15 protein-coding genes are annotated in these 18932 nt (G+C 73.9%); 6 read left to right on the top strand and 9 right to left on the bottom strand.

Going from position 1 to position 18932, the window contains the following annotated elements; all coding sequences use genetic code 11:
- The first annotated feature begins 83 nt into the window (after window positions 1–83).
- Window positions 84–1508, top strand: a complete 1425-nt coding sequence (gene glnA / locus O7607_RS20415; protein ID WP_269704782.1) for a type I glutamate--ammonia ligase — start codon at window positions 84–86, stop codon at window positions 1506–1508.
- 78 nt (window positions 1509–1586) lie between these two features.
- On the opposite strand, the gene mptB (O7607_RS20410) is transcribed toward glnA (O7607_RS20415), so the two are convergent.
- Both mptB (O7607_RS20410) and mptB (O7607_RS20405) read right to left on the bottom strand, forming a co-directional pair.
- Window positions 1587–3074 (bottom strand): polyprenol phosphomannose-dependent alpha 1,6 mannosyltransferase MptB, encoded by a 1488-nt coding sequence (mptB, locus tag O7607_RS20410; protein ID WP_269704781.1) that lies wholly within the window; start codon window positions 3072–3074, stop codon window positions 1587–1589.
- A gap of 11 nt (window positions 3075–3085) precedes the next feature.
- Window positions 3086–4498, bottom strand: coding sequence for a polyprenol phosphomannose-dependent alpha 1,6 mannosyltransferase MptB (mptB, locus tag O7607_RS20405; protein WP_442929496.1), 1413 nt, complete (start codon window positions 4496–4498; stop codon window positions 3086–3088).
- 36 nt (window positions 4499–4534) lie between these two features.
- Here mptB (O7607_RS20405) and O7607_RS20400 point away from each other — a divergent pair, with 36 nt between their 5' ends.
- Window positions 4535–6181 carry a hypothetical protein gene (locus O7607_RS20400; RefSeq protein ID WP_269704780.1) on the top strand — a complete coding sequence of 549 codons (1647 nt, stop codon included), beginning with the start codon at window positions 4535–4537 and terminating at the stop codon, window positions 6179–6181.
- A gap of 135 nt (window positions 6182–6316) precedes the next feature.
- Here O7607_RS20400 and O7607_RS20395 read toward each other — a convergent pair whose 3' ends face one another.
- On the bottom strand, window positions 6317–9340 hold the full coding sequence (locus O7607_RS20395) for a bifunctional [glutamine synthetase] adenylyltransferase/[glutamine synthetase]-adenylyl-L-tyrosine phosphorylase (RefSeq protein WP_269704779.1): 3024 nt from the start codon (window positions 9338–9340) through the stop codon (window positions 6317–6319).
- A gap of 2 nt (window positions 9341–9342) precedes the next feature.
- On the bottom strand, window positions 9343–10110 hold the full coding sequence (locus O7607_RS20390) for a type 1 glutamine amidotransferase (protein WP_269704778.1): 768 nt from the start codon (window positions 10108–10110) through the stop codon (window positions 9343–9345).
- Window positions 10111–10222: 112 nt separating this feature from the next.
- Here O7607_RS20390 and O7607_RS20385 point away from each other — a divergent pair, with 112 nt between their 5' ends.
- Window positions 10223–11107, top strand: coding sequence for a S66 peptidase family protein (locus tag O7607_RS20385; protein ID WP_442929534.1), 885 nt, complete (start codon window positions 10223–10225; stop codon window positions 11105–11107).
- A gap of 45 nt (window positions 11108–11152) precedes the next feature.
- On the opposite strand, the gene O7607_RS20380 is transcribed toward O7607_RS20385, so the two are convergent.
- Window positions 11153–12052, bottom strand: a complete 900-nt coding sequence (locus O7607_RS20380; RefSeq protein ID WP_269704777.1) for a Vgb family protein — start codon at window positions 12050–12052, stop codon at window positions 11153–11155.
- A gap of 180 nt (window positions 12053–12232) precedes the next feature.
- Here O7607_RS20380 and O7607_RS20375 point away from each other — a divergent pair, with 180 nt between their 5' ends.
- Window positions 12233–12760 carry a hypothetical protein gene (locus O7607_RS20375; protein WP_269704776.1) on the top strand — a complete coding sequence of 176 codons (528 nt, stop codon included), beginning with the start codon at window positions 12233–12235 and terminating at the stop codon, window positions 12758–12760.
- A 147-nt stretch (window positions 12761–12907) separates the two neighbouring features.
- On the opposite strand, the gene O7607_RS20370 is transcribed toward O7607_RS20375, so the two are convergent.
- The 4 genes from O7607_RS20370 to glnA (O7607_RS20355) all read right to left on the bottom strand — a co-directional run bounded on the left by O7607_RS20370 (window position 12908) and on the right by glnA (O7607_RS20355) (window position 15950).
- Entirely contained in the window at window positions 12908–13273 is a 366-nt protein-coding gene (locus O7607_RS20370; RefSeq protein ID WP_269704775.1) for a VOC family protein, read from the bottom strand.
- Between the two features lie 96 nt (window positions 13274–13369).
- Window positions 13370–14062, bottom strand: coding sequence for a helix-turn-helix transcriptional regulator (locus O7607_RS20365; protein WP_269704774.1), 693 nt, complete (start codon window positions 14060–14062; stop codon window positions 13370–13372).
- A 32-nt stretch (window positions 14063–14094) separates the two neighbouring features.
- Window positions 14095–14520, bottom strand: a complete 426-nt coding sequence (locus O7607_RS20360) for a DUF350 domain-containing protein (RefSeq protein WP_269704773.1) — start codon at window positions 14518–14520, stop codon at window positions 14095–14097.
- Window positions 14521–14600: 80 nt separating this feature from the next.
- Complete coding sequence (glnA, locus tag O7607_RS20355) at window positions 14601–15950, bottom strand: type I glutamate--ammonia ligase (protein ID WP_120568707.1); 1350 nt, start codon at window positions 15948–15950, stop codon at window positions 14601–14603.
- A gap of 206 nt (window positions 15951–16156) precedes the next feature.
- Here glnA (O7607_RS20355) and O7607_RS20350 point away from each other — a divergent pair, with 206 nt between their 5' ends.
- Window positions 16157–17914 carry an NAD+ synthase gene (locus O7607_RS20350; RefSeq protein ID WP_269704772.1) on the top strand — a complete coding sequence of 586 codons (1758 nt, stop codon included), beginning with the start codon at window positions 16157–16159 and terminating at the stop codon, window positions 17912–17914.
- A 119-nt stretch (window positions 17915–18033) separates the two neighbouring features.
- Entirely contained in the window at window positions 18034–18879 is an 846-nt protein-coding gene (gene panB / locus O7607_RS20345) for a 3-methyl-2-oxobutanoate hydroxymethyltransferase (protein WP_269704771.1), read from the top strand.
- Window positions 18880–18932: the final 53 nt, after the last annotated feature.

Genomic DNA, 18932 nt, shown 5'->3' with positions numbered 1-18932 from the left:
AACAGACGAGACACGGCAGGGCAACCCCCCGGCCATAGCGTCGCCAGTAGCCAGCTACCGGAGTGGACCTGCCAGGAGGACGTGTGTTCGCCAATTCCGAGGAACTCCTGCGATACCTCGCCAACGAGGACGTGAAGTTCGTCGACGTACGTTTCTGTGACCTGCCCGGCGTGATGCAGCACTTCAACCTGCCGGTCGAGTCGTTCGACGACAGCGTCTTCACCGACGGCCTCGCCTTCGACGGATCCTCGATCCGCGGCTTCCAGGCCATCCACGAGTCCGACATGCTCCTGCTGCCGGACGTCGCGACCGCCTTCATCGACCCGTTCCGGGCCCAGAAGACGCTCGCGCTCAACTTCTTCATCCACGACCCGTTCACCCGCGAGGCGTACTCCCGCGACCCCCGCAACGTGGCGAAGAAGGCCGAGGCCTACCTCGCCGCCAGCGGGATCGCCGACACCGCGTACTTCGGGGCGGAGGCGGAGTTCTACATCTTCGACTCCATCCGCCACGAGACCTCCGCGCACCAGTCGTTCTACTACATCGACTCGATCGAGGGCGCCTGGAACAGCGGCCGGATCGAGGAGGGCGGCAACCGCGGTTACAAGACCGCGTACAAGGGCGGCTACTTCCCGGTGCCGCCGGTGGACCACTACGCCGACCTGCGCGACCGGATCGTGCGGCGCCTCGTCGACGGCGGATTCACCGTCGAGCGCTCGCACCACGAGGTGGGCACCGCCGGCCAGTCGGAGATCAACTACAAGTTCTCCACCCTGCTGCACGCCGCCGACCAGCTCCAGCTGTTCAAGTACATCGTCAAGAACGAGACCTGGGCCGCCGGCAAGACCGCGACGTTCATGCCCAAGCCGCTGTTCGGTGACAACGGCTCCGGCATGCACACCCACCAGAGCCTCTGGCGCGGCGGCGAACCGCTGTTCTACGACGAGACCGGCTACGCCGGCCTGTCCGACACCGCCCGCTGGTACATCGGCGGCCTGCTGCACCACGCACCCTCGCTGCTCGCCTTCACCAACCCGACGGTGAACTCCTACCGTCGTCTGGTGCCGGGCTTCGAGGCGCCGGTCAACCTGGTCTACTCGCAGCGCAACCGCTCCGCCTGCACCCGCATCCCGGTGACCGGCAGCAACCCCAAGGCCAAGCGCGTCGAGTTCCGGGTGCCGGACCCGTCCAGCAACCCGTACCTGGCGTTCTCGGCCATGATGATGGCCGGCCTGGACGGCATCAAGAACAAGATCGAGCCGCCGGCGCCGATCGACAAGGACCTGTACGACCTGCCGCCGGAGGAGTGGGGCGACGTCAAGCAGGTCCCGGGTTCGCTGCCGGAGGTGCTCAACGCGCTCGAGGCCGACCACGACTACCTGCTCGACGGCGGCGTGTTCACGCCGGACCTGATCTCGACCTGGGTCGAGTGGAAGCGGGCCAACGAGGTCGACCCGGTGCGTCTGCGCCCGACCCCGCATGAGTTCGCGATGTACTTCGACTGCTGAGCACGTACGTCAGCACCGGCCGGGCCGGCTCCGCGATGGCGGAGCCGGCCCGGCCGTTCAAGCAGCGCGGTCCGGCCTTTACGTCGTGCGGCGGCGCAACGTGGCCCGGGCGCCGGCGACCGCGACGACCACCACCAGCACCGTCATCAGCACCGCGCCCGGCGCCTTGCTGAACCGGGCCAGGTTGGATCCGTCGGGCAGGGTGAGCACGGAGGCCAGCGCGCAGGGCGCCACGAACCAGACCTGCCGGGCCAGCGGCACCGCCGCGACCGCGAGCAGCGTCAGCGGCCAGATCGCGTACCAGGGGTGGAAGACCGGGGCGAGCAGCACTGTGGCGGCGAGCGCCAGTCCCGCGCCGAGCAGCGCCACCCGGGGCCGGGCCAGCGTCAGCCGGGCGACCCGCTGCCGGGCGTCGTTGAGCCGGCGCAGCGTCGTCCACGCCCACCACCAGAGCGCGACGAGCGTCCCGGCCAGCAGCACCAGCGCGACCGCCCGGACCACCGGCACCGCCCGTGGCCGCAGCCCGGCCAACTCGCCGGCGTAGTCGACGACGAAGCCGACAGCGGTGGGCGGGGAGGTCCACTGCTGCGAGTCGCCGCTGTGGCCGAGCCCTCCCACCCAGCCCAGTCCGAGGCCGGTGGCGAGCGACACGACCAGCAGGGTGCCGAGCACCGACGCAGCCAGCTGCCCGCCGTCGCGCAGCAGCGCCCGCCAGGTGTAGCGGCCGAGCACGGCGGCGAGCGCCGCGAACGGCAGCGCCACGACCGCGACCGCCTTCACCGCCACCGCCAGGCCCAGCAGCACTCCGGCCACCAGCAGCGCGCGCGGCCTGCCCGGCAGGCGGACCAGCACCAGCAGGCCGAGCAGGAGCAGCCCGAGCGCGAGCGCGTCGTTGTGCGCGCCCGCCACCAGGTGTACGCCGACCAGCGGGCACGCGAGCACCAGCCAGGCGGCCCGGCGGGTGGGCACCCCGGCGGCGCGGGCCAGACCGGGCAGGCAGAGCGCCGCCAGCAGCACCCCGGCCACCGCGACCAGCCGCAGCGCCACGATCGTCCCGAGCAGGCCGCCACCGGCGAGGACCGCGAGCCCGGCCAGCAGGACGAAGAACGGCCCGTACGGCGCCGGGGTGCCCCGCCAGATCGGCGACACCGAGTCGGTCCACGGGCAGCCGGCCGCCGCGACCCCCACCCGGTACGGGCTGAGCCCCTGCGTCCACGTCCAGCCCTGGCAGGCGTACGAGTAGACGTCGCGGCTGCCGATCGGCGGCGCGGCGAGCAGCGGCAGCGACCAGAGCCCCGCCGTCAGGTACGCCCACCGGCCGGACGGGGCGCCCCACCGCAGCGACCACCATGCGCCCACCAGCAGCACCGTCCCGGCCAGCCAGCAGCCGAGCGTCAGCGGCCCGTGCGGCGCCGACCAGATCGCGGCGAGCGTGGCGCGCGAGGGCGTACCGGGAAGGGCACCGCCGAGCCACCCGGCGACGGTGAGCAGGACGGCCCCGGCGAGACCGGCGTAGCGGGCGAGACCGGCGGCGACCGGCCGGACGGGTCCGTCGGGCTCGCTCACCGGCCCTCCCCTCAGTCCACGGGAACCGGCTGCCGACCCTGGCGAGCCGACCGTACCAACCAGACGACCACACCGATCACGAACAGGGTCATCAGCGGCGCACCGGGCATCTTGCTGTACCGGGCCAGCCCGGTGCCGTCGGCGAGCACCAGGAACGACGACACCACTGTGACGATCGAGAACCAGAGCGTGCGGCGCGCGGTGGCGGCGAGCACTGCCAGCGGCCACAGCCAGTACCAGGGGTGGAACAGCGGGGACAGCGCGACGGTGGCGGTGAGCGCCAGCCCGGCGTGCCAGAACGGTTCACCGCGACGGAACGACCGGAACCAGAGCCAGATCAGCACGGCGATCAGCACGACCATGCCGATCGCACGGGTCACCGGCAACGCGTCGACGTGCACCCCGAACGGCGCCAGCAGGTAGCCCACCGTCTGCCCGACCGCCGTGGGCGGCGACGTCCACGCCACCACCAGCCCGCCCTGCTCGAGCCCGCTGATGAAACCCAGCCCCAGGCCGGAGGCGACGGTCACCGCGGCGAGCGACGCGAGCGAGCCGCCGACCACCCATCCGCCGTCGCGCACGAGCGTCCTGATCCGGTACGCCCCGACGATCGCGGCCAGCGCGGCGAACGGCATCACCACCAGCGCGGTGACCTTGACGGCGGCGGCGAGTCCGAGCAGCGCCCCACCGGCGAGCAGCGGTCCGGGCCGGCCCGGGCGGGCCGCGACCACCGCCAGCCCGGCCACGAGCAGGCCGATCATCAGCGCGTCGTTGTGCGCGCCGGAGACCAGGTGCACGGGCACCAGCGGGCTGGCCAGCGCCAGCCAGAGCGCCCGCTGCGGCGGCACCCCGCAGCGGCGGGCCAGCACCGGCAGCGCCCACGCGGTGAGCGCCACCCCGGCCACGGCGAGCGCCCGGAACAGCACCACGGCGCCGAGCAGCGAGCCGGTGGCCTCCACCACCGCGCCGGCGAGCAGCACGAACAGCGGCCCGTACGGCGCCGGGGTGTCCCGCCAGATGTAGGAGATGGTGTCCAGCCAGGGGCACGGCAGCGCCGACACGCCCTGCTCGTAGGGGTTGATCCCGGCCGAGAAGCTGGCGCCCTGACACGCGTACGCGTACACGTCCCGGCTGCCCAGCGGCGGCGCGACGAGCATCGGCAGCAGCCACAGGGCCACGGTGACCAGCACCCAGCGGGCCGACGGCACGCTGTCCCGCAGCGACCACCAGGCCCACGCCAGCAGCCCGGTGCCGACCAGCCACAACCCGATGATCAGCGGCCCGTTCGGGCCCTGCCAGATGCTGACCGGGGTGGGACGCAACTCGCCGTCGGGCAGGGCGCCACCGAGGTACGCGGCCACGGCGAGCAGCACCGAACCCGCCAGGCCGATCCAGCGCGAGAGGTGGTGAGGCACGTCCGACATGCTGCCAGTACGGTGGTTCGCGATCAGGAGGTGGGCATGCGGGGCGGTCGGGTGGTGGCGGTCTCCGCCGTGTCGGCGCTCGTCCTCGCCGTGCTCTACCTCACGCTGCCGGCCACCGGCTCGGACCTGTCCGCGCAGGTAGCCCGCGCCGGCTTCTTCGCCGAGCACGGGGCCGCCCTGGTGGACCTGCGCTGGTACGGCGGCGTGCACCCGTGGGGCTACAGCCTCGTCTCGCCGCCGCTGATGGCGCTGCTCGGCGTACGCGTCACCGGCGCGCTCGCCCTGCTCGCCTCCGCCACCGCGTTCGCCACCCTGCTGGTGCGGACCCGGGTGCCCCGGCCGCTGCTGGGCAGCCTGGTCGGCGTGGTCACGATCGCCGGCAACCTGGTGTCCGGCCGGGTCACGTACGCCCTCGGCGTCGCGTTCGGCCTGGCCGCGCTGCTCGCGCTCACCGTCCCGGCCCGCCGCACCAGCCTCGTCGCCGGTGCCGCCGCCGAGCCGGTCGGGTCCGGCCCTCCCGGTCCCGGTCCCGGCCGGGACCGGGACTGGGCGGCCGTCGCCGCTGCCGCCGCACTGCTCGCCTCCGCGGCCAGCCCGGTGGCCGGGCTGTTCGTCGGGCTCGCCGGCGTCGCGCTGCTGCTGACCCGCAGGTACGCCGACGGCCTGCTGCTCGCCGTACCGGCCGCCGCGCCGCTGGCGGTGACCGGGCTGCTGTTCGGCGAGGGCGGCTGGATGAACATCAGCACGGCCGACACCGTGCACGCCGTGGTGACGAGCCTGGTCGTGGCGGCTCTCGTCGCGTACCGGCCGGTGCGGGTCGGCGCGCTGCTGTCCGCGGCCGGGGTGCTGGCGTCGGCGCTGCTGCACACCCCGGTGGGGCTGAACGCCACCCGCCTGGTGGTGATGTTCGCGCTGCCGGTGCTGGCCGCCACCGCGACGCTTCCCGCCCCGCTGTCCGGTCGGCTTCGCGCCGCCGGTCGGCGCTCCCGGCTCGCCGGGGCGGTCGGGCTGGCCGCGCTCCTGGCGGCGGTGTGCTGGTGGCAGCCGCCGGTGGTCACCGCCGACCTGCGCAGCGCCGACGACCCGACCGCCGACCCGGCGTACTTCGCGCCGCTGCGCGCGGAGCTGGCCCGGCGCGGCCTGACCGGGCGGGTGGAGGTGCCGCCGACCCGCAACTACTGGGAGGCGGCCCACATGGGCGACGTGCCGCTGGCCCGGGGCTGGCTGCGGCAGGCCGACATCGACCGCAATCCGCTGTTCTTCACCACGGTGCCCGGCGCGGACGGCACCGGCGTTCCGCTGACCCCGATCACCTACCGGGACTGGCTGGCCGACAACGCGGTGCAGTACGTGGCCGTGCCCGACGCCGAGTTCTCCTGGGTGGGTTCGTCGGAGGCGAAGCTGGTGGAGGCGGGCCAGCCGTACCTGACCGAGGTCTGGTCGGACCGGCACTGGAAGCTGTACGCGGTCGCCGACCCCACCCCGCTGGTCGGCGCACCCGCTGAGCTGATCAGCCAGGACGGCGCCTCGATCACGTTCCGCGCCTCCACAGCCGGCCCGATCCCGATCCGCGTCCGCCACGACCGCTGGCTGACCGCCTCAGGCGGCGCCGAAGTCACCCGAGACGGCACCTGGACCACCGTGACGGTCCCCCGAGAGGGCACCTACACCCTCACAAGCTGACCCCGCCCCTCCTGCCCCTGCCCCCCGTCGATCTTGCGGTTGCGGCCCCTCGAGAGTCGGATATACCCCTTTCGCCGGGGCCACAAGTGCAAGATCAACGCCGAGGGGAGGCGGGGCGGTAGGGGGCGGCGTGGGCTAGAGGGGGGACTCGAGGATTCGCTGGACGACTGTGCGGGAGTGGCGGCCGGTGCGCAGGTACTCGTCGAGGAACTCGCCCTGGTCCTCGCGCCCGAGCAGCCGCACCACACCGGCCAGCTCCACCCCGTGCCGGGGCAGCTGGTCGCCGGCCCGGCCGCGTACCAGCATCAGCGCGTCGCGCACCTCGGCGGCGAGCGTCCATCCGGCGGCCAGCTCGGCGGCGTCGGAGGCGTCGAGCAGCCCGGCGTCACGGGCGGCGGCGAGGGCGTCGAGCGTACGGGTGCCGCGCAGCGCGGGCACCTGACCGGCGTAGCGGAGCTGGAGCAACTGCACCGCCCACTCGACGTCGGCCAGCCCGCCCCGGCCCAGCTTGGTGTGCGTGGCCGGGTCGGCGCCGCGGGGCAGCCGCTCGGTCTCCACCCGTGCCTTGATCCGGCGGATCTCGATCACCTGCTCGCGGCTCAGCCCTTCGGCCGGGTAGCGCACCGGCTCGATCATGGCCTCGAACTCGGCGCCCAGGTCGGCGTCGCCGCAGACGTACCGGGCCCGCAGCAGCGCCTGCGCCTCCCACACCCGGGACCAGCGCGCGTAGTACTGGGCGTACGCGGCCAGGCTGCGCACCAGCGGGCCCTGCCGGCCCTCGGGGCGCAGGTCGGCGTCGACGCCGAGCGGCGGGTCGGGGGCGGGCGCGGACAGCAGCCGGCGCAGCTCCTCGGCGATGGCCTGCGCGGCGGCGCTCGCCACGCTCTCCTCCACCCCGGGCGGCGGGTCGTAGACGAACAGCACGTCGGCGTCGGAGAGGTAGTTCGACTCGTACCCGCCGAGCCGGCCCATCCCGATCACCGCGAAGCGCAGGCCGGGCGGCCCGGGGTGGACGGTACGGGCGGCGCGCAGCGCGGCGGCCAGCGTGGCGTCGGCGACGTGCGACAACGCGGTGCCGACGGCGGTCACGTCCACCACAGTGGGCCGGCGTTCCCCGCCGCCGACCGGGCGCGGGGTGAGCGGTGCCAGCGAACCGGCGTGGCTGAGCACGTCGGCGGCGGCGATCCGGACCAGCTCCCGGCGGCGCAGCGCGCGGACCGCCCGGATCGCCTCGACCGGGTCGTCGTGGCGGGCGGCAGCCGCGGCGAAGCCCTCGACGAGCGTCTCCCGTGGACGCGGGGTCAGTTCGCTGTCCTCGGCGAGCAGCCGCAGCGCCTCCGGTTCGCGGGCCAGCATGTCGGCCGCGTACCGGGACGAGGACAGCACCCGGGCCAGCCGGCGCGCCACCGGGCCGGAGTCGCGCAGAAGACGCAGGTACCAGGGGGTGCTGCCGAGCTTGTCGGAGACCTGCCGGTAGTTGAGCAGACCGCGGTCCGGCTCGGGGGCGTCGGCGAACTCGTCGAGCAGCACCGGCAGCAGCGTGCGCTGGATGGCTGCGGTACGGCTGACGCCGCCGGTGAGCGCCTGGAGGTGCCGCAGCGCGCCGGCCGGGTCGGCGAAGCCGAGCACCTCCAGCCGGTGCCGGGCCGCCTCGGGCGTGAGGCGCAGCCCTTCGGCCGGTACGCGTGCCACGGATTCCAGCAGCGGCCGGTAGAGCAGTTTGGCGTGCAGCCGGCGTACCTCGGTGGCGTGGGTGACCCACTCGGCGCGGAACTCCTCGACGGCGCTGCGGCCCGGGGTGGCCGCGTAGCCGAGCGCGGCGGCGAGCCAGCGCAGCGCGGCCGGTTCGGTCGGCACGGTGTGGGTGCGGCGCAGGGCCTGGAGCTGGAGCCGGTGCTCGACGGCGCGCAGGAAGCGGTATCCGCGCAGCAGCGCCTCCCCGTCGGCGCGGCCCACGTAGCCGCCGGCGACCAGCGCGCGCAGCGCCGGTACGGTGCCCGGCACGCGCAGCGACTCGTCGCCCCGGCCGTGCACGAGCTGGAGCAGCTGCACGGCGAACTCGATGTCGCGCAGCCCACCCGGACCGCGCTTGATCTCGCGTTCCAGCTCCTTCGGCGGCACGTTGTCGAGGATCTTGCGACGCATCGAGCGGACGTCCTCGACCGCCTCGGGGCGTTCGGCGGCGGTCCACACGAGCGGGGCCAGCGCCTCGATCCACTCCCGGGCCAGCTCCAGGTCGCCCGCGGCCGGGCGGGCCTTGAGCAGCGCCTGGAACTCCCATGTGCGGGCCCAGCGCTTGTAGTAGGCGAGGTGGCTGGCGAGCGTGCGGACCAGCGGCCCCCGGTTGCCCTCGGGCCGCAGCGCCGCGTCGACCGGCCAGGCCACCAGCCCGCAGATCTGGATCAGCCGGGTGGCGACCTGGGTCGCGGCGGGCAGGTCGTCGTCGGTCGCGGCGACGAAGATGACGTCGACGTCGGAGACGTAGTTCAGCTCGTCGCCGCCGCACTTGCCCATCGCCACCACCGCGAGGCGGGGGCGCGGCGTGCCGTCAGGCAGCTCGTCGGCGGCGATGTCGTAGGCGGCGGCCAGCGTGGCGTCGGCCAGCCCGGACAGCGCTGCCATGGTCTGCTCCAGGCCGCGCCCGCCGGTCAGGTCGGCCGCCGCGATCCGCAGCAGCGCGAGCCGGTACGCCTGCCGCAGCAGCGGGACCGCGCCGGTCATGGTGGTGAGCCGGGCCGCGACGCCGAGGTCGAGCCGGCCGTCCGCGGTGGGGGCGAGCCCGTCCGGCTCGGTCGCCAGCACCGCCCACTGCCCGGGGTTGGCGACCAGGTGGTCGCCGAGCGCGGAGGAGGCGCCGAGCACCGCGATCAGCCGACGGCGCAGCCCGGGGTCGGCGGCCAGGGCGTCGCGGACGGCCACCTCGTCGCCGGAGCGCCGCTCGGACTCGACCAGCCGGTGCAGCTGACGCAGTGCCAGATCCGGGTCGGCGGCGCGGGACAGCGCGCCGAGCAGCTCGGCGGCGCGGTCGTCGGCGGGTTCCTGGGTGTCGGGCCGCCACAGGGCGAGCCCGTCCGGGCCGAGCAGGTCAACGGCGCGGGTGGCGCCGTCGCCCTCGGCGAATCCGTAGCGGGCCAGGCGCCCGCGGGCCGGCCGGGTCACCGTCAGGCCCCGAGCAGCGGCAGGCTGCGGCGCGGGTTGTCGTCGCCGAGTTCGCCGAGCGCGAGCGCGGCGAACCGGATCGCGAACGGCTGCCAGGCCTCCTCGACGTCGGCCATCACCCGGTCGCAGGCGGCCACCACCAGTTCGGGGTCGTAGCCCAGCTCGGCCAGCACTGCCGAGTCGCGGGACCACTCGGCGATCATCGCGGTGTCGCACTCGATGTGGAACTGCAGGCCCCAGGCCCGGTCGCCGAGACGGAACGCCTGGTGCGGGTAGCGGGTGGACGCGGCGAGCAGCGTCGCACCGTGCGGCAGCTCGGTGATCTCGTCGGCGTGCCACTGGAACACGTCGGGCATCAACGGCACGTACCGGAACAGTGGGTCGTCCTCGGCGGCGTCGCGCCGGCCCACGAGCGCCGGCCCGACCTCCGGGCCGGACGGGCTGCGCTCGACGCGGCCGGCGTGCGCGGTGGCGAGCAGTTGCGCGCCGAGGCAGACGGCGAGCGTGGGCACCCGCCCGCGGACCGCCTTGCGCAGCAGCCCCTCGAGCGCGGGAAACCAGGGCGCACCGGGGGCGTCGTCGGCCCCCGGGTAGGCCTGCTGGTCGCCGCCGAGCACCACGAGCGCGGCGTATCCCTCCAGGTCGGCGGGGAGCGCGTCGCCGGCGTGCGGACGCAGCACACGTAGCTCAAGGCCCCCTTCGGTGAGCCACTCCCCCAGGCGGCGGAGGTCGTCGGTCGGGTCGTTCTCGATCACCAGCGCGGTCGCCACGACGTCGAGGCTAACCGGTGCGCCCGACAGGGCACGGTCCGGCAGGCCCTAGGCTCCGATCGTGCCTGACGACTGCCTGCGCCCGCCGGCCCTGCGTCCCGGCGACGCGGTGATGCTGGTGTCCCCGTCCGGGCCGACCCGTCCCGAGCGGGTGGCCCGCGGCATCGAGCTGCTGACCGGCTGGGGGTTGCGGCCGGTGCCCGCGCCGAACGCGTACGCCCGGCGGGGTTACCTGGCCGGCGACGACGCGCTGCGGGCCGCGGACCTCAACGCCGCGTTCGCCGACCCGGAGATCCGCGGGGTGATCTGCACCCGGGGCGGCTACGGCGCACAGCGGGTGGTCGACCTGATCGACATGGCGGCGGTGCGCCGGGACCCGAAGGTGGTGGCCGGGTTCTCCGACATCACCGCGTTGCAGTTCGCGCTGTGGCGGGGCGCCCGCCTGGCCGGGGTGCACGGTCCGGGTGCGGCGTGGCGGGACGAACGCACGCCGGTCCGCTCGGCGGAGTCGCTGCACGCGGCGCTGACCAGCACCGCACCGGTGACGGTGGCGGCGGTCGAGGCGGAGGAGACGTACCCGGTGCGGGTGCCCGGACGGGCCGAGGGCCGGCTGATCGGCGGCAACCTGTGCCTGATCACCGCGTCCATCGGTACGCCGGACATGCCCGACCTGACCGGGGCGATCCTGCTGGTCGAGGAGGTGCAGGAGCCGCCGTACAAGATCGACCGGATGCTCACCCACCTGCGCCGCTGCGGCGCGCTGGACGGGATCGCCGGGGTGGCGGTCGGCCAGTTCACCGAGTGCGCGGACGGCTGGGACACCACTGTCGTGGACGTGCTCACCGACCGCCTGGGCGACCTCGGCGTGCCGGTGCTCGGCGGCCTGCCGATCGGTCACGGCCCCGGCCAGCTCACCGTCCCGGTGAACACCAGTGCCCGGCTCGACGCCACCACCGGCACCCTGACGGTCACCGCCGCCGTCCGCCCACCGGGTTGATCATGAGGTTGGCGGCAGTTGTGGATCTCTGAACTGCCGCCAACCTCATGATCGACGCTGGGAGGGCGCGAGGTGGGCCACGGCGCCGATCTCCAGGGCAGCCCAGACCGTGCCGTCGGGGGTGACCGTCAGGCCGTGGGGTTCCGAGGCCGGCGTGGGCAGGGTGTGGGCGGTGATGTGACCGTCGGGGTCGACGTGGCCGATGCGGTTGGCGCCCCACTCGGTGAACCAGCAGCCACCGGCCGGGTCGGCGACGATCGCGTGCGGGCGCGCCGTCCGGTCCGGCAACGGGATCTCGTCGATCCGCCCGTCCGGCGTGATCCGGCCGAGCTGCCCGGCGAGGATCTCGACGAACCAGAGGGCGCCGTCACCACCGCGGGTGATGCCGACCGGCCCGGCCGCCTCGGTGGGCAGCGGATGCACTGTCACCTTGCCGTCCAGGTCGACCCGGGCGATCGCGTTCGCCTGGTTGAGTGTGAGCCAGAGCGCGTCGTCCGGGCCGGCGGCCAGCATCGACGGGAAGCCCTTGGCCACCGGCAGCGGGAAGGACGTGACCTCTCCGTCGACGCTCACCCGGCCGACCGTGTCGTCGGTCATCCCGGCGTACCAGAGCGCGCCGTCCGCACCGGCCGCCAGCCCGCAGGGGCCGCAGCCGGGCGGCAGCGGCACCGATCCGGTCTCGCCGTCGACGGTGATCCGGCCGAGCCGGTCGTCACCCGAGCGGGTGTACCAGAGCGCGTCGTCGGGGCCGGCGACGATGATCAGCGGGCGGCTGCCGGGCGGGTCGTCGCGGTAGGTCCGTACCTCACCGTCGAGGCCGAGCCGGGCGACGCCGCCGGAGCCGGCCAGCGCCAGCCAGAGCGCGCCGTCGGGCCCGACCGTGATCGAGTACGGCCCGGAGCCCGGCCCGGTGAGCGGGATCTCGCGGATGGCGGGCTGTGTCATCGAGTGGCCTTTCGTCGGGTTCGCCCCAGCCTCGCGGGTGCTCCGGGGTTGCGGCAACACGAATAATTCGGGCCTTCCGGGCGGGTTGCCAGCTCGCTGACAGGTTCGCCACGGGTGGCCCTCAGTTCCGGCGGCCACTGTCGGTGACGTCATCGCACCACCACCGAACAGGAGAATCGCATGATCCGCACGATGTCGAAGAAGCAGCTGCTGGCCGGCCTGGCCGCCGCCGGCGTGCTCGGCGTCGGGATCGCCGCCCCGACGGTGGCGCTCGCCGACGACAAGAGCCCGAACCCGTCTTCGAGCGCCGGCAGCACCGACCAGGCTGACGACCGCCGCCAGAAGCACGCCGACCGGCAGGCCGAGTTCGCCGAGGCGCTCGCCAAGGAGCTGGGCGTCTCGACCGACAAGGTCACCGCGGCGCTGGAGAAGCTGCACGAGCAGCGCCAGGGCGACCGCCCGGAGCGGCCGGAGCGGCCGTCGACCGAGGACCGGCAGGCCGCGCTGAAGGAGCGGCTGGACCAGGCCGTCACCGACGGCAAGCTGACCCAGGAGCAGGCCGACGCGGTGCTCAAGGCCGCCGAGGCGGGCGTGTTCCCGGGCCCCGGCAAGGGCGGCCACGACGTCCGGCCCGGCCACCACGGCAAGGGCGGCGACAAGGCCGACCGGGGCGCCGAGGCCGAGCAGGAGGGCCAGGGCGGCAAGTGACGCGGTGGCCCCGCCGCCCCGCACCGGCCGTTCCCTCCTCCTGGCCGGAGCTGAGCGGGGCCACCCCCGGTGGCGGTGCCCGAACGGGCACCGCCACCAAGCCGTTCCGGTACGGCAGTCCCGACGACGACCACACCCGACGTGCTGTCAGCCCTCGGCGGGCGGGGTGAAGACGCCGAGCAGATTGCCCGACGGGTCGCGCAGCAGGGCCCGCACCAGGCCGGCGGGCGTGGTCACCGGCGCCGTCACCACGACACCGCCGGTCGCCTCGGCCCGGCGGCAGGTCTCCGCGACGTCCGCCACCTCGGCGTAGAAGATCGCATAGTTGCCGGTGTCGGTGCCCCGGATCGCGCCGCCGATCCCCCGCTCACCGCCGGCCGCCGTCTGCCGGTACGACCCGGCTGGGCCGCCCTGCTCCTCGAAACTCCAGCCGAACAGGTCGGCGTAGAACCGCTGCGCCTCGTCCGGCCGGTCGGAGCCGATCTCGAACCAGGTCACGGGCGTGCTGGACATGCTGCCTCCTGAGGTTCGCGCCGGCGACCGCCGGCGTCGTCAGGATTCAGCGTGGTGCCGGGACACGACAGCGTCCTGTCGGTGTTTCCACCCGAATCAGACCAGGGTGAGCGGGCGCACCCGGTCGACCGGCACGTCGAGGTCGTCCGGACGCCACTCCCGGGTCACCGGCTCGGCCAGCGGGCGCACCGAGCGGATCCGGTCGGTGCGGAAGCAACGCACACCGTCGCGCAGCCGGCACCAGGCGACCAGGTACCAGTGCACCGAGTTGCCCAGATAGGCGAGCGGCTCCACGTCGCGTACCGAATCGGCGCCGCCACGGTCGGCGTACCGCAGGCGCAGCACCCGCCCGGCGGCGACCGCGTCGGCGACGGCGGCCGGGACCGGCGTGCCCGGTCCGTCGCCGACCAGGTGCACCCGGCCGGCGAGCCGGTGCGCCTCGGCGACAGCGGCCGGCGGCATCACCGCGACCAGCTTGCGCAGCGCGGCGCCCGCCGCCGGGGCGAACGGGGAACCGCCGAGCCGGTGCAGCGCGACGGCCATCGCCACCGCCTCGGCCGGTGTCAGGTTGACCGGCGGCAACGTGCGGGCCCGGTCGACCGCGTAGCCGCCGGTGCGGCCCGGCTCGGCCCAGATCGGCACCCCGGCGCCCTGCAACGCGGAGATGTCACGCTCGACGGTGCGGGTGCTCACCTCGAAGCGGCGGGCCAGCCAGCTCGCGCTGCGCGGGCGCGGCGACACCGCCCGCAGCTCCTCGACCAGGGCGTAGAGGCGGTCGGTGCGGTTCACCCCCGGACGCTAACCCGGGGGTACGACACCGCTCAGGCGATGCAGGCGCAGACGATCAGCGCGGCGCCGAAGTGGGTGGCGGCGCTGACCCTGGCGGCCGGGTGCGGCTCGTCGGCGGCGATGACGTCGCCCAGCTTGCCCGGGGTGAGCAGGTCCAGCACCAGGAAGGCCACCGCCATCACCAGCAGGCCGACCAGCCCGAACACCACTGTGGACGCCAGGCCCTTCGTGAACGAGCTGTAGCTGGTCAGCACGGCGGTGAAGACGATGCCGGCGATGCCGAGCTGGTTGGCGGCGAGCAGCAGCGCGGCGTTGCCGTTGCGGCGCACCCAGATCAGCTCCCGCAGCTTGCCCGGGGTGAGCAGGTCGACGAGCAGGAACCCGGCGGCCATCAGCGCCACCCCGACCAGCCCGAACACGATGCTCTGCCACGCCCCGTCGAGCAGATCTCCCAGCACCAACGCCTCCCCGGCTCACGCCGCCCGGCGGAGGTGCCGGTGCGGTGCCGCAGACGATAGCGGCACCGCGCCACAACGATCTAGAGCGAGAGGTAGCGCTGCCGCTCGTACGGGGTGACCTCGCGGCGGTACTGCTCCCACTCGGAGCGCTTGTTGCGCAGGAAGAAGTCGAAGACGTGCTCGCCGAGCACCTCGGCCACCAGCTCCGAGCCGGCCATCACGTCGATCGCCTCGGCCAGGTTCTCCGGCAGCGCCTCGTAGCCCATGGCGCGGCGCTCGGCGCTGCTCAACGACCAGACGTCGTCCTCAGCGCCGGGAGGCAGCTCGTAGCCCTCCTCGATGCCCTTGAGGCCGGCGCCGAGCATCACCGCGAACGCCAGGTAGGGGTTGGTCGCGGAGTCCAGCGAACGCACCTCGACCCGGGCCGAGTTCGGCTTGCCGTACGCGGGCACCCGCACCAGCGCCGACCGGTTCAGGTGACCCCAGCAGACGTACGCGGGGCTCTCGGTGATCCGGTCCGGCAGCGCCTGCGGGAACAGCCGCTTGTACGAGTTCACCCACTGGTTCGTGACCGCGGTGTACTCCCGGGCGTGGGTGAGCAGACCGGCGATGAACGACTTGGCGACCTTCGACAGCTTCATCGGGTCACCGGCGTCGTGGAACGCGTTGCGCTCCCCCTCGAACAGCGACAGGTGCGTGTGCATGCCGCTGCCCGGCTGGTCGGTGAACGGCTTCGGCATGAAGCTGGCCTGCACACCGGTGGAGAGCGCCACCTCCTTCACCACGTGCCGGAACGTCATGATGTTGTCGGCGGTGGTGAGCGCGTCGGCGTAGCGCAGGTCGATCTCCTGCTGGCCGGGGGCGACCTCGTGGTGGCTGTACTCCACCGAGATGCCGATCCGCTCCAGCGCCAGCACGGCCTGGCGGCGGAAGTCCCGCGCGACGGCGTGCGTGGTGTGCTCGAAGTAGCCGCCGGTGTCCACCGGGATCGGCACCGAGCCGTCCTGCGGACCGTTCTCCAGCAGGAAGAACTCGATCTCCGGGTGGGTGTAGAAGGTGAAGCCCTTGTCGGCGGCCCGGGAGAGCATCCGGCGCAGCACGTGCCGCGGGTCGGCCCACGACGGGCTGCCGTCGGGCAGCGAGATGTCGCAGAACATCCGGGCGCTCTCGCCGCTCACCCCGCCCTCGAACGGAAAGACCTGGAACGTGGTCGGGTCCGGCATGGCCACCATGTCCGACTCGAAGACCCGGGCGAAGCCCTCGATCGCGGAGCCGTCGAACCCGATTCCCTCGTCGAAGGCCGCCTCCAGCTCCGCCGGGGCCACCGAGACGCTCTTGAGCGTGCCGAGCACATCGGTGAACCACAGCCGGACGAAACGGATGTCCCGCTCTTCCAGCGTGCGGAGGACGAACTCCTGCTGACGGTCCACTTCCACCCCTCGTGACACGTACGTCCGCACCGGTCGGGCCGGCCCGGCCTGACCGCCCAGTCTCCACCGGGCTCGTTACGCCGACGTTACGCCTACCCCCGGCCGGCCGTCCCGCCGTGTCCGGCCCCGCCGGGACGCGCGGCCGGCCGCCCCGGTATCCCGCGACCTGTCGGATTCGGCCCGGACGGCTGGGGGAAGATGGAGGCATGCCCACCCTGCGTCTCGCCCTGTGCCAGGTCAACCCGACGGTAGGCGACCTCGCCGGCAACGCCGGCCTGGTCCGCTCGTGGAGTCGTCAGGCCGCCGACGCCGGCGCCCAGCTCGTCCTGTTCCCCGAGCTGATGCTCACCGGTTACCCGGTCGAGGACCTGGTGTTCCGCCGCTCGTTCGTGGCCGCGTCCCGTGCCGCGCTGCACCGGCTCGCCGCCGACCTGGCCGCCGACGGCCTCGGTGACCTGCCGGTGATGGTCGGCTACCTGGACGCGGACGGCCCTCCGCAGGTCAGCGCCGACGCCCAGCCGGGCCGGGGCGCCCGCAACGCGGCGGCGGTGCTGCACCGGGGCGAGGTGGTGGCCACCTACTTCAAGCATCACCTGCCCAACTACGGCGTCTTCGACGAGGACCGCTACTTCGTCCCCGGCGACACACTCACCGTGGTGCGCGTCGGCGGGGTCGACGTGGCGCTGACCATCTGCGAGGACCTGTGGCAGGCCGGCGGCCCGTTCGCGGTGGCCCGGGAGGCCGGCGTCGGGCTGGTGCTGAGCATCAACGCCTCGCCGTACGAGCTGAACAAGGACGACGTGCGGCTGCCGCTGGTGCGTCGGCGCGCCGCCGAGGCCGGCGCCCCCATCGCGTACGTGAACATGGTCGGCGGCCAGGACGAACTCGTCTACGACGGCGACTCGATGATCGTCACCGCGGACGGCACGCTGCTGACCCGGGCACCGCAGTTCGTCGAGCACCTGGTGGTGCACGACCTGGAGCTGCCGGCGGCCGGTACGCCCGGCGGGACCGGCGCGCTGACCGACGGGATGCGCGTGGTCCGCCACGAGATCCCGGCGATCCCGGCCGCGCCGACCGGACCGGCGGCGGACGGCGGCATCATCGAACCGGTCGCCGACGAGGCCGAGGTGTGGCACGCGCTGGTGCTGGGCCTGCGTGACTACGTCGACAAAAACCGCTTCCCGTCGGTGGTGCTCGGCCTGTCCGGCGGCATCGACTCGGCGGTGGCCGCGGCCATCGCGGTGGACGCGGTCGGCCCGGACCGGGTCGTCGGCGTCTCGATGCCCAGCCAGCACTCCTCCGAGCACTCCCGCACCGACGCCGAGGACCTGGCGAAGCGCACCGGCCTGGACTACCGGATCGAGCCGATCCAGCCGATGGTGGACTCGTTCCTGGCGAACATGTCGCTGTCCGGGGTGGCGGTGGAGAACCTCCAGGCCCGGGTCCGCGGCGTGATCCTGATGGCGCTGTCGAACCAGGAGGGCCACCTGGTGCTCACCACCGGCAACAAGAGCGAGCTGGCGGTGGGCTACTCGACGCTCTACGGCGACTCGGTGGGCGGCTACAACCCGGTCAAGGACGTCTGGAAGACGCTGGTGTGGCGGCTGGCGAAGTGGCGCAACGCGGACGCGGTACGGCGCGGGCAGACGCCGCCGATCCCGGAGAACTCGATCGGCAAGCCGCCGTCGGCCGAGCTGAGCCCCGGCCAGCTCGACAGCGACACGCTGCCCGACTACGACGTGCTCGACCCGATCCTGATCGGCTACGTCGACGGCGACCTGGGCCGCGACGGCCTGGTCGAGTCCGGCCACGACCCGGCCGTGGTGGACAAGGTGCTGCGGATGGTGGATACCGCCGAGTACAAGCGACGGCAGTCGGCGCCCGGCACCAAGATCTCCATGAAGGCGTTCGGGCGGGACCGGCGGCTGCCGATCACCAACCGCTGGCGCGAGGACGGCTGACCGTTCCCCCGGCCGGGGAGTGACATCCTCCACTGCGACCTGCCCGCGGCCCGCCGCCCGGTGCGACGATCGCGGGGAACCCGGGGACCGCGTGCGCGGCCTCGAGGAAGGAGATTGTCATGGTGGAGTCCACCCCGGCCGAGGTGACCGCGCTCTACGGCGGGCCGGCCACCCGGCGGGTACGCACCCGAGACCTGATCGCCGCCAAGGAGCGCGGCGAGCGGTGGGCGATGCTCACCTCGTACGACCAGTACACGGCCTCGATCTTCGACCAGGCGGGGATCCCGGTGCTGCTGGTCGGCGACTCCGCGGCGAACAACGTCTTCGGCTACGAGACCACGCTGCCGGTGACCGCCGAGGAACTGCTGCCGCTGGTACGTGCCGTGGTGCGGGCCACGAAGCACTCGCTGATCGTCGGCGACCTGCCGTTCGGCTCGTACGAGGAGGGCCCGGCGCAGGCGCTGCGCACCGCGGTGCGGTTCATGAAGGAGGGCGGCTGCCACGCGGTGAAGCTGGAGGGCGGGCGGCGCTGCGCCGCCCAGATCGAGGCGATCACCGGCGCCGGCATCCCGGTGATGGCGCACATCGGCTTCACCCCGCAGAGCGAGCACACGCTCGGCGGCTACCGGGTGCAGGGCCGGGGCGAGGCGGCCGAGGAGGTGCTCGCCGACGCGCGGGCGGTGGCCGAGGCGGGCGCGTTCGCCGTGGTGCTGGAGATGGTGCCGGGCGAGGTGGCCAAGCGGGTCACCGCCGAGCTGTCCATCCCCACCGTCGGGATCGGGGCCGGCCCGGACACCGACGGGCAGGTGCTGGTCTGGCAGGACATGGCCGGACTGCGTACCGGGCGGGCGCCTCGCTTCGTCAAGCGCTACGCCGACCTGGCGGGCGCGCTGACGGACGCGACCCGCCGGTTCGCCGACGAGGTACGCGGCGGCGAGTTCCCCGCCCCCGAGCACACCTTCTGAGGGATGTAAGGAAGGGCCCCTTCTTAACGCCTGGCGTAGAGGAGGGGCCCCTT

Source organism: Micromonospora sp. WMMA1949 (assembly GCF_027460145.1).
Taxonomy (GTDB): domain Bacteria; phylum Actinomycetota; class Actinomycetes; order Mycobacteriales; family Micromonosporaceae; genus Micromonospora.
Note: the sequence above shows the minus strand (reverse complement) of the source record. Positions and strands in the feature narration are given on the sequence as shown.

Excerpts from the sequence above, each read along its gene's own strand:
- mptB (WP_442929496.1), bottom strand. The coding sequence starts at position 4,498 with ATGTCGGACGTGCCTCACCACCTCTCGCGCTGGATCGGCCTGGCGGGT.
- O7607_RS20400 (WP_269704780.1), top strand. The coding sequence starts at position 4,535 with ATGCGGGGCGGTCGGGTGGTGGCGGTCTCCGCCGTGTCGGCGCTCGTC.
- O7607_RS20385 (WP_442929534.1), top strand. The coding sequence starts at position 10,223 with ATGCTGGTGTCCCCGTCCGGGCCGACCCGTCCCGAGCGGGTGGCCCGC.
- O7607_RS20380 (WP_269704777.1), bottom strand. The coding sequence starts at position 12,052 with ATGACACAGCCCGCCATCCGCGAGATCCCGCTCACCGGGCCGGGCTCC.
- O7607_RS20375 (WP_269704776.1), top strand. The coding sequence starts at position 12,233 with ATGATCCGCACGATGTCGAAGAAGCAGCTGCTGGCCGGCCTGGCCGCC.
- O7607_RS20370 (WP_269704775.1), bottom strand. The coding sequence starts at position 13,273 with ATGTCCAGCACGCCCGTGACCTGGTTCGAGATCGGCTCCGACCGGCCG.
- O7607_RS20350 (WP_269704772.1), top strand. The coding sequence starts at position 16,157 with ATGCCCACCCTGCGTCTCGCCCTGTGCCAGGTCAACCCGACGGTAGGC.
- panB (WP_269704771.1), top strand. The coding sequence starts at position 18,034 with ATGGTGGAGTCCACCCCGGCCGAGGTGACCGCGCTCTACGGCGGGCCG.